We start from the raw sequence: 10896 nt of genomic DNA, 5'->3' as shown, positions 1-10896 counted from the left end.
GATAGTGTGGGGCCTCCCCATGCGAAAGTAGGTCATCGCCAGGGCTTTTTTATCAAGCGGCTTTGTGCCGCTTTTTTTATTTCAATGCCTCATTAGAAGCATAACATACCTTTTTAGCGCTTACTCCCATCATTAAAACCATTTTATTTAATACATTAATTAAAATCTGCTATCTAATCCCTAAAGACTTTTCATCAGCAAAAGCATGCCTAATATATCAAGTTCCAGCACGCCTAATATCATTCATTTTAAAATCGATAACTATTTGAAAAAAATCGGCTATATTTGAGTCAAATGATGTTTTGTTTTGTGCATATTTGAAAATTTAAACTACAATTTAAGAATCAATACTGGCGAGAACAGCTACATAAGTCGAATACGTATCAGGAGAAATGATTATGGATCGCGACGAATTTAACCATATTGTCAGTTTGGCTAAGTCAGCATATGAAGCCCGTCAAAAGGCAAAGGAGGCATATGAAGCCTATGCAAAGGCTGCGACAGCGGCATATGTAGCAAAAGCTGCCCAGGAAGCAAGAAGAACCTATGAAATTAGTTTAAACCGGGAAGATTTTGAGATGGCCCTGGTAGATAAACTGAATCATGATTTTAATACAAATTTTGAATTTAATTACTCTGATTACAGTGATGAACTTGAATCAGAACGGAAAGAATCCAGTATTAACCCTGATGCAGAATCTGAAGAAGCAAGGCTGGATGAACTGGATGAAGAAGAAACAAATGAACCCCCTTCTTTAAGCGATCTCTTCAGTCAAGAGGATGAGGCGAGCGAAGAGAAGAAAGAGCCGAACGAATAGAAACCTAAACCAATTGCATTGTATCGTGCTGAAATTAGGTTTTTCCCAAAGATTTGCCCATTTAGGCTAAGTTAACGAGTGTTGAATGCTTTTAGCCCAACTTTCAACTTGCGCCAGGCAAACTCTGTTGAAGCTTGATTTTACAGCCGAATATAGGATAGACAAACTACCCTGATTTTACGGGATTCATATATCGCCAACAGAAAAAATTTGTTATAGAATGTTGCTCCAATATTCAGGGAAGTAGCGTTATATGTATGCCCACCGTATAAAAGGATTCGTCAAACAATTACTATGCTCCGACGGAGTAACCGAATTTGATAAGGAGTATATAAAAACCTTGGAGGATATGGTTTTATCCCTCCAGAGTGAAGATACCCTCAGCGAAAAGCAACTGCGAGAAATTTTATTAGTTTTTGCCCAACGCTGGCAATTGGTTACAGATACAGAATATGATTATATGATTAATCCTAAAGGTATTAATCATTATTGGATTCAACTGGCAAAGGAATTGGCCTTTGAAACGAATCGAACCTATTTGCAAGTATTAATACCCTCTGCCACTAACATCTTTGATCCGCTAAAGCGCTCACCTCTTATTGAGTGTTCTGATTTACGAGAGTTTTACCTTTCTCACAATGGAACAACTTTGCATCGAACAAAAGGACTGTTTGAAAATATACAGCAGGGTAAATCTTTTTATACGCATGAAAGCGACCAAAACCAGAATATTCGCCCTTTGACTTTAAGTGAATTATTCAGAATACGTAAAAAGACAGGCGCAGCATTTACATTCAAAAATAAAAAGTACAGTTCTTTTTGGAATTATCTGGAGCGGGAGGCTCTTCCTGCTTGGCAAAAACGCGGCGAATGTCCAAGACATTTGCTGACCGATTTATTGGAGTTGGTAGAAAACTATCTTGATGTTGAAAACCATGACTACAAGGATTTTCAAAACCGATTTGATAATTGGCTAAACACCCTCTATTCCTGCCCCGTCAATGATGTAAACTGGTTGTATGGGCAGAAGGTTAGCTGCAATAACAAAAGTGATTATCTAATCAATGTGCTGATTGATCTTTCTCGCCGAGAATGTTCCCCAAAACTTCAGCGCATCCTTGCTCTTGCTCGATGGCTTTGCACTTTTGACCCCTCTTTGATTTCGAAACACCCAAAATTACAGGGGTTGTATCAAGAACTTGGTTTAGGGCCTGGATTAACTGCAGAAATATTGATAGATAAATTGCAGAAACTGGCCGGCGAAGAAGTGCTTCAAAAAGGAATTCATTTAGTCATTTTACAATTAAAAAATACAAAAAAAATAGATCCTTTTTTAATTGAAAAGCTGCAAGAGATTTATGCCATACGTTGGCTGAAAATTTTAGATACAAATCTGGATTATACGCGGTTGCAATCAGAGGACAATAAAGAATGGATCCTGGTTGCGCAAACGCTTGCTGGCGCAGGGTACATCAGCAAGGATTATTACCGTTTTTTAATGCCTACTTTGACCCATGATGAAGATGCTATTCAACTTGTCAGGCTCAGTAATTATCCTTTATCACACTATATTTTGTCTGAGGATGGTAAATCCCTGCTGCTTCTGGATAACTGCGCTGCGCACTTTCATGCTAATGGCACGTTTTATAATTGTTATACAACGCCAGCAGTTCCGCTTACAAGAAAAGAATTAAAAAGATTAGGATATTCAAAACCGTTTGAAAAATACATTCACCTCATCCAAAGCAGCAGCGTTAGGACAGATCCTCCTTTACAGTTACGGACTGTGAAGGCTGTTTATAATCTTGTTAATGAGAGTTGCTATTCAGCCGGGCTAATGGCTGGGCATAACTATGATATAACGCAAATGCAGGCCGCGGAGCGCGCTTATCTGAAATTTTATAGTGAATTTAACCAATTGCCGTTTGCTGAACGGGAAAATCTAATCAAACAACAGATAATAATGCGCGGGGTGAAAAAGAGTTTTGCTGAAGTTCTGCAGGGAGTTACTGAAGGAAATTGCATTGCCTTAAGCGGGAAATATTTTGCACAAATGGTTATGGATTATGCTCCATTCTGGGATTTTACGGAGGAAGTTGAGCGGCACTTCAGCGTCTCAGAAATGCGTCAGGCTTCGCAAGGCAAGGTATTTCTAGATTATGGGAATATAGATGATCAGGAAGCTTTGCGGCGTCTTCTGATTTTAACTGCGGCTGTTATGGTCAGAAAGTTCTATTATTGGCCTTTTTCTCATTGTACCTTATATGCCTATGATTTTTCCAACACGGTTCCCGATGAAATTAATGAAATATTTTCTCGAATCATTCCCATATTAAACGCCAGCAATTATGCTAAAGCCCGCGCTGTTTATGTTGCGATAATAGAATCCGCGGTCAAACCGCTCCGGGAAGTGAATTGGTGGATAAGACTCCGCTTGAATCAGGCAACTCTTTCCTGGATAAATTCGATTGGAGATGGTTCTTTTTTTGAACAAAAAAATATTTGGTTTGAACCAGAATCTTTGTTCTCCGCTTTATGGTTATGTTGCAATCATAATCCCAAATTACGCCAGTTATTAAGCAATATTATGGATCAACAGATAAATATCGCCTTGAAGCCAATGGATGAAAATCTAAAAAGACTGCAAATTAACATCTTATTTTTAAAATTTCTTGAAACGTTGGGGGAAAAGGAAAAACAAGAAATTTTAGAACAATTAGAAAAGAAAGCAAAAATGCCTTTAGATAGGCAAGAGTATTACAAGAGTTGTGCGGAATTTTTAACTTATCGCATCATTTCTGAGGAAAAGGGCTGGAGCTCGAAACAATCCAGCATACGTTTTTTTTCTAACGCATCCCCTTCCAATCGGTTATCAAGGCAACAAATCCAAAAAAAACTGGCAATAGAACCGAATGTTCAGTTTGAATCATTGAACTCCCTGATTAGCATGTTGCAAATCCGCCTAGAAAGTGAACTTGAATGTAGCTTTGCTGTAGATAAATATTGGCAAAGTATCACGGGTCGTTCTTTAAATGTTCCAATCAGTGCCGTAAACAATGGTATTCCAAAATTAAAAAGTTATTAGGTATTATATAGAAAAATAAAAAGCCATTAAGGTTATCCTTTGTCAAGAACTTAATTTTGCGAAAAAGGAGACACAAGGTGACGGCAATGGTTCGTATAAATAATAATGTGGTAAAAGTTCAGAAAGATTGAGTTCAATCCTCAATTATGGTTAAAACGAAATTCTTTAATCGCCAGTCTAGCCCCATGACCGCTTCAGCAGCCTTTTTAATTTGTTTATGAGAAATTGAATGATTTGTAGTATAGAGAAAACCTTCGCCAAAAATTAAATGTCCTTGTTCTCGAAGCCTCACTTCAGCTTTTTTAACCCATGAAAAATTTTCTAATAATTTGATTACCTTGTGGGGTAAATTCAATTCTTTTCCTTCCAAATCGCAAGGAGCTTTATCCATAAGAAGGGTAACCGCTTCTGAAGTTTGCTTTATCCCGTCATGTAAAATACTTAGGGAGACGAAGCTTGCAGCTACAGCGTCGCTCCACCAAAAGCCATAAGCAATGCCTGCCACACCTATAATCGCTACAAAGGCGATAAGCCAATCCGCACGATTCATTTTTGCGTCTGTATAAAGCACTTTATCATAAAGAAGCGGTGCAATTTTTAACTTTGCCTTTCCCAAGAAAATCGGAGGGAAAACACCATATAATAAAACCAAAATCATGATCCAGCCCAGCCAAATATCATATCCCCAAGCATTAAATAAACCAATTGTTGGATAATCTTTATTGATTAATACCCAAAAAGCATCAATCAATAGATAGATTCCCATAACTAACAATGCTAAAGAGGCACAAAGAAAAGAAATTGAAATGGCACGATGATATCCATAGGGGAAGGTATGGTTTGGTTTTTTCCAACAAATATAACTGCTGATTAAAAAAGATAGGGAAGGAATCATGCTTAATACATCATCAATCCATACTGTTTTCATGGTTTGGGAGCTACCCATGACCAAATATGTCAGAAGCGCTACGGAAGCAAGATAAGCAATTGTCATATAGGCTAATTTGCGTGCCTTGTGCAAATGATGGGTTTGCTTATCTGTAAATTCATATTGAGGGGCTAGCTTCATGGTTTACTTTGCTCAAATGGTGTTTAATTTGTTTCTCTTGATTTTTAAGATACTTTTCAAGAGTGATTAAAAATTGATTCTCTCCTCTCGGAATTACGATCACATGATTAACTTTATGGAGCTTGGTCATCAATTGATAATGATGATTTTCTAGTTCCCATCGTGGTGCTGCTACCGCAAATCCAGTTGAAAAAGGGCTTACTGTTTCAATAATATTGTAATTATCTATATTGAGATATTTTTGTATCCAGTTGGCTGGTGAAATAGCGACGAGGTGTTTTTTGGAAAGTTTTTCTGGTCGGCCTATATAATAAATTTCTTTATAATAAGGGCGAGTTAAACCGATTTTTTTCTCCCAAGGTGTATCTGCGGTAATGCCGCCAATCACTACATCTACTTGGCCCTCTATGAGGGCTTTCATAGCTAAGGATTCAGGCAAATAAAAAAATTTTGGATGAGCATTAAGCTCTTTGGCAAATTGTTTTAAAAGTATGGGCTCAATGCCGCTCTCGTTCTTGCCAACCCAGGGAGGATTATAAATTGCCCCAACTCTTAAGATATGGGTTTTTTTAACTTTATCCAAGGTGTGGTTTGGATCTTTTGGTAAATCGCAGCCAGAAATTAATAAACACATTAAAATAAGAAGTTTCCCTACAAACTTTTCCATGATCAATTCCATTTTGAAACCAGGTATAAGCAAGTGCGTGGCAGCCTTTAACTAAACTGGAGGCCTAGCCATATCGGTCAAGGATTTCAAGTACAATGCAACAAAAAATCACCAAAAATAAAAAGAAAAGAATTGCTGCAATAAAGAAAAATATAGCCTAATTTAATATGGTTCACTTCTTTCGTTTCATTTAACTCCAGGTCAATTCCAAAAATCTGAACCATTTAGAAATTTTAAACTGTTTTGCCTAAGGCCTTTGCAGTCGCAACCCTTTTTTTCTTATGCCAATTGAGAAGCAGGGAAGCCAGAATACCCGCGATCAATCCCCAAAATGCCGCTCCTATCCCCCATAATGAAATGCCAGAAGCGCAGACTAATATAGTGATCAGCGCCGGCTCCCGCTGTGATTCATCATCCAGGGCGGATTTCAAGTTGTTGGCGATGGTTGATAACAATGCCAATCCTGCAATAGCGGTGACCAGTTCTTTAGGAAAAGCTGCAAATAAAGCGACTACGCTCGCGCTGAACAAACCTACAACCAGCCAGCAAAATCCAGCGAAGATTGTAGCTCGGTAACGAGTCTTCGGATTATTGTCTGCTTCCTCACCCATACAAATAGCAGCGGTTATTGCGGCAAGATTTATGGCATAACAACCAAAAGGCGCCATTAAGAATGTTACTCCGCCAATCCAGCTGATTAATGAAGAAACAGGAGGATTGTATTCGCTGGCTCTAATGACAGCGGTTCCCGGGATATTCTGGGATGTCATGGTTACAATAAACAACGGCATGCCAATGCTGATAAGCGTATGAAAAGAAAAGACAGGTGCAGTAAATACTGGATAGGATACAGCCAGTTGCAATTGCTGCAAATGAAAAAGCCCTTCGGCGTAAGCAATGATGATGCCGCTTAACAAGACGAGAATAACGGTATAACGCTGGAAATAACATTTTCCAATTAGATAAACAAGCATCATCGAAACGACCAGGGAAAACTGGGTTTGCATGGATGTAAATACATTCATCCCAAACTGAAGCAAAATACCTGCAAGCATTGCCGAAGTTAATGAACGTGGCACATAATCCATGATTTTTTCAAAGATGCCCGTAATGCCGCTGAAGACAGTTAATGCGGCTGAAAACATGAAGGCGCCAATCGCTTCCGGCAATGAGACACCAGAAAGACTGGTAATTAATAAAGCAGCTCCGGGCGTTGACCAACCAGTTAAAATCGGAACACGATAGCGGAGAGAAAGCCCAATGCAGGTGATGGCTATGCTTAACCCCAAAGCCAACAGCCAGGAACTGATTTCTGCCTGGGATGCGCCAAGAGCCATGGCCGCTTGAAAAACCAGTACTGCGGAACTGGTGAATCCTACCAGCATGCCCACAAATCCAGCTGTCATGTTGGCAAGAGAAAAATAATTAAACATTTTACACCTGTAAAAAACGATACACCGATTGATATGCTTTCTGAAGCAGAGCCGAATTGTAATAAATTCAGCAATGCAATTTCTGAGGCAGGTCTTCTTTTGGTTTCAGGACACAAATTTGAGTAATGTGCGATGTTGCTGTTTAAAAAACCAAATGAGAACCCATCCTTATATGTCAGTTAGGGCGCGTCATCGATTAGTATTTTCGCTGCGGAAAACCCATTGATGATGCGCCCTGGAAAAATTGGTCATATTTTTAGAAATCAGATCAATTTATTTGGCAAATTGGTTACTTATTTTAACATAATTGTCATAACGGGTGCGAGAGATCAGGTTTTCTTGAACAGCCTTTAAAATTGCGCAGCCAGGCGTATCGCAATGGTTGCAGTTACGGTATTTACACTGAGTGAGAAAGGGTTGAAACTCACGGTAGCACCGGGTTATTTCATCTTTAGGCATATGCCATAACCCAAATTCACGCACCCCTGGCGAGTCGATGATGGCGCCGCCAGTGGGCAAATGATAAAAAATTGAGTTGCTGGTTGTATGCCGGCCGAAATTGTTGCTGAGTTCGCTTGTGGCAATTTCGGTTTCATGAGGCAAAATGCTGCTGATAATAGATGATTTTCCAACTCCTGATTGGCCAACAAACACACTGGTTTCTTCATTCAAGAGTTCAAGAAGCGCAATATTACGTCTTTTTTCCAGCTGGCTTGTGACAATCACTCGATAGCCTAAAGGCTCATATAGCTTAAGAAGCGTTTGTTGTATGGCTGCACAGGAAAGATCGGCCTTATTCAATACGATTGATGCCGTAATATTTAAATACTCGGCAATGATTAAATAGCTGTCGAGCAAAGTCCAGGAAACTTCAGGCTTTGGGGCAAGAACAACCATAATCTGCGTGATATTGGCAGCAACCGGCTTGATTGTTCCAGATTTGTCTGGCCTGCCAAGAAGCGATTCGCGCGGATAACGGCTGACCACGACACCTTGCGTTTCGTTCTCCCGCTGCCAAATAACCCGATCGCCTGCGACTAAAGAATCAATATCCGGCCTTAACGAGCAACGAATCCGCTGATTGTTCTCATCTTCGATTAAGGCATCCTGAGCAAATCTTGCAATGACTAAACCCTGGGCCAAATTCTGCTCAGAATTGGCATTTATTCGTTGATGATAGGATTGATGCTTGTATTTGATTCTTGCCGCTTGTCTGCCGGTAACTTGTCTTTTACTCATGCTTAAAGAATAGACTATAATTAAATTTTTTTACCTGAGGCATGTTATAGCCTAAAAGAGATGCGAAAAGTCAATAGTATGGATGGAATCAAGCAAAAATGAAAGTCTATTTGGTGGGCGGCGCAGTTCGGGATCAACTCCTCGGCTATCCAGTCAAAGAACGCGATTGGGTTATCGTGGGTGCGACGCCAGAAGAAATGGCCCAAAAGGGCTATCAACAAGTCGGTCGTGATTTCCCGGTTTTTTTGCACCCAAAGACCAGGGAAGAGTATGCGCTTGCCCGGACAGAACGAAAGAAAGGACATGGGTACCATGGCTTTAGCTGTCATTATGAACCGGATGTGACTTTGGAAGAAGATCTGGCAAGGCGTGATTTGACCATTAATGCAATGGCTAAAGACGAAAGAGGTAATCTGATAGATCCCTATCATGGCTTGGCCGATCTAAAAGCCAAAATACTGCGCCATGTATCTCCCTCTTTTGTTGAAGATCCAGTGCGCGTGTTGCGCATTGCCCGTTTCAAAGCACGCTACCAGCATCTGGGATTTACTCTTGCTGAAGAAACACGGGCTTTAATGTATGCCATGGTTAAAAAAGGAGAACTCGATTATTTAGTACCTGAGCGGGTCTGGCAGGAATGGCAACGAAGTCTTGAGGAAAAAAATCCTGAAGCGTTTATTTCAACCTTGCGCGCTTGCGGGGCATTGGAGGTCATTTTGCCGGAGCTTGATTCTCTTTTTGGCGTGCCCAACCCCAAAAAGCATCATCCTGAAATAGATAGCGGCGTCCATACGCTGCTTGCCCTGCAAGAGGCTGTCAAGCTCTGTGAGAATCCTGTTGTTCGTTTTGCGGCGCTGGTACATGATCTGGGAAAAGCAAAAACCCCAATGCATGAATGGCCTTCGCATCACAGACATGAACAACGTGGACTTGAGGTCATTAGCAATTTATGCCAACGTTTGCGCATTCCTGCCGATTACCGTAAATTGGCGCTGCTGGTATCCCGTTATCATTTAGATATCCATCGACTGTTGAATTTGCGAGCCAGCACGGTTGTAAAAATTCTCGAAGAAACGGATGCGTTCAGGCGGCCCGGGCGTTTTGAACAAATACTGCTTGCCTGTGAGGCGGATAAAAAAGGAAAAGTCAAAAAACCTGCGGATTATCCTCTTGCCAATTACTGGCGCTTTATACTCAAGGAATGTGCCGGTATTCAACCGAAAAGCCTCATTGATGATGGATATGAAGGAAAAGCAATTAAGGTTAAGCTCCATGAGCTTCGCATAAAACGGGTTCAGGAATTGCTTGAATCCAGGACAAGCTGGGAAAAAACATCATGAAAGACAACTACAATTTAATCTGGATCGATTTAGAGATGACAGGCTTGGATCCCGAGCGTGATCGCATTATTGAGATAGCAACCATCGTGACGGATGCAACATTGAATATTCTGGCAGAAGGACCTGTTTTTGCCATTCATCAACCAGATGAATTGCTGAATAATATGGATGCCTGGAATACCAGGCAGCATAATCAATCAGGGCTCGTGCAACGGGTTCGAGAAAGCAGTGTTTCCGAGCAAGAGGCCGAGAGGAAGACATTGCAATTTTTGCAGCAATATATTGATCCCGGCAAATCGCCTATGTGCGGCAACAGTATTTGCCAGGACAGGAGGTTCCTTTACCGCTATATGCCAGAGCTTGCAGCTTTTTTTCATTACCGTAATCTGGATGTTAGCACTCTTAAGGAGCTGGCGATACGTTGGCGTCCCAAGCTTTTACAAGGCGTGCAAAAGGAATCAAGGCATTTGGCTTTAAATGATATTAAAGACTCTATCGATGAATTGGTTTATTATCGCGATCATTTCATCTGCCTAGGTGAAGAAAATGATTCTGAATCAGAAGAAAATGAGGCTAATCATGGTTGAACGTGAGCGGTTACAATTGCCTGGCGGGGCAGAAAAATTATTGCTGCACTCCTGTTGCGCACCTTGTTCTGGCGAAGTGATGGAGGCTTTGCTGTATTCTGAAATTGATTTCTCAATTTTTTTCTACAATCCCAATATTCATCCGGTCCAGGAATATGAAATTCGAAAGCAGGAAAACATAACGTTTGCCAAGAAGCATCATATTCCATTTATAGATGCTGATTATGATAAGGATAACTGGTTTGAACGCGCAAAAGGACTCGAATGGGAACCAGAGCGCGGCAAACGCTGTACGATGTGTTTTGATATGCGCTTCGAGCGCACGGCCTTATACGCCCATGAGCATGGCTTCCCGGTCATCAGCAGTTCTCTTGGCATTTCGCGCTGGAAAAATATGGAGCAAATCAATGATTGCGGCGTAAGAGCTGCTAGCCGATATCCTGGACTTGTATACTGGACATATAATTGGCGAAAAGGAGGCGGCGCTGCGCGTATGTATGAAATCGCCAAACGGGAAAATTTTTATAAGCAAGAATATTGCGGCTGTGTTTATTCCCTGCGTGATACCAACATTTGGCGTAAAAAAAATAATCGTGAACGAATTAAAATTGGTGTCAATTATTATGTTCATGATTTGAAGGGTGAAGAGGAATAAATA

The 10896-nt window shown here is 40.7% G+C and carries 9 protein-coding genes; 5 read left to right on the top strand and 4 right to left on the bottom strand.

What is annotated here, in order from left to right; all coding sequences use genetic code 11:
- Positions 1 to 398: 398 nt before the first annotated feature.
- On the top strand, positions 399 to 818 hold the full coding sequence (locus Llon_RS01595; RefSeq protein ID WP_058528322.1) for a hypothetical protein: 420 nt from the start codon (positions 399 to 401) through the stop codon (positions 816 to 818).
- A 349-nt stretch (positions 819 to 1167) separates the two neighbouring features.
- The gene (locus Llon_RS01590) at positions 1168 to 3903 is read left to right on the top strand and encodes a hypothetical protein (RefSeq protein ID WP_131754667.1); all 2736 of its coding nucleotides are present in this window, start codon (positions 1168 to 1170) and stop codon (positions 3901 to 3903) included.
- Positions 3904 to 4036: 133 nt separating this feature from the next.
- Here Llon_RS01590 and Llon_RS01585 read toward each other — a convergent pair whose 3' ends face one another.
- The 4 genes from Llon_RS01585 to rsgA all read right to left on the bottom strand — a co-directional run bounded on the left by Llon_RS01585 (position 4037) and on the right by rsgA (position 8311).
- Positions 4037 to 4897, bottom strand: coding sequence for a cation efflux transmembrane domain-containing protein (locus Llon_RS01585; RefSeq protein ID WP_160149092.1), 861 nt, complete (start codon positions 4895 to 4897; stop codon positions 4037 to 4039).
- 52 nt (positions 4898 to 4949) lie between these two features.
- Positions 4950 to 5639: a transporter substrate-binding domain-containing protein gene (locus Llon_RS01580; protein ID WP_160149091.1), complete on the bottom strand. Its 690-nt coding sequence runs from the start codon at positions 5637 to 5639 to the stop codon at positions 4950 to 4952.
- A gap of 233 nt (positions 5640 to 5872) precedes the next feature.
- A complete protein-coding gene (locus tag Llon_RS01575; RefSeq protein ID WP_058528318.1) occupies positions 5873 to 7072 on the bottom strand; it encodes a benzoate/H(+) symporter BenE family transporter in 1200 nt (399 codons plus the stop codon).
- A 273-nt stretch (positions 7073 to 7345) separates the two neighbouring features.
- Positions 7346 to 8311, bottom strand: coding sequence for a ribosome small subunit-dependent GTPase A (gene rsgA, locus Llon_RS01570; protein WP_058528317.1), 966 nt, complete (start codon positions 8309 to 8311; stop codon positions 7346 to 7348).
- 98 nt (positions 8312 to 8409) lie between these two features.
- Here rsgA and Llon_RS01565 point away from each other — a divergent pair, with 98 nt between their 5' ends.
- From Llon_RS01565 to Llon_RS01555, 3 genes are read left to right on the top strand one after another with little or no spacing between them, the layout of a single operon-like run.
- Positions 8410 to 9651: a multifunctional CCA addition/repair protein gene (locus tag Llon_RS01565; protein ID WP_058528316.1), complete on the top strand. Its 1242-nt coding sequence runs from the start codon at positions 8410 to 8412 to the stop codon at positions 9649 to 9651.
- The gene (orn, locus tag Llon_RS01560; RefSeq protein WP_058528315.1) at positions 9648 to 10238 is read left to right on the top strand and encodes an oligoribonuclease; all 591 of its coding nucleotides are present in this window, start codon (positions 9648 to 9650) and stop codon (positions 10236 to 10238) included. Before Llon_RS01565 ends, orn begins: the two co-directional genes overlap by 4 nt.
- A complete protein-coding gene (locus Llon_RS01555; RefSeq protein ID WP_058528314.1) occupies positions 10231 to 10893 on the top strand; it encodes an epoxyqueuosine reductase QueH in 663 nt (220 codons plus the stop codon). Before orn ends, Llon_RS01555 begins: the two co-directional genes overlap by 8 nt.
- Positions 10894 to 10896 lie beyond the last annotated feature (3 nt).

The sequence above is a fragment of the Legionella londiniensis genome, assembly GCF_001467825.1.
Lineage (GTDB): Bacteria > Pseudomonadota > Gammaproteobacteria > Legionellales > Legionellaceae > Legionella_A > Legionella_A londiniensis.
The sequence above is the reverse complement of the archived record's forward strand: the minus strand, read 5'-3'. Positions and strand labels throughout refer to the sequence as shown.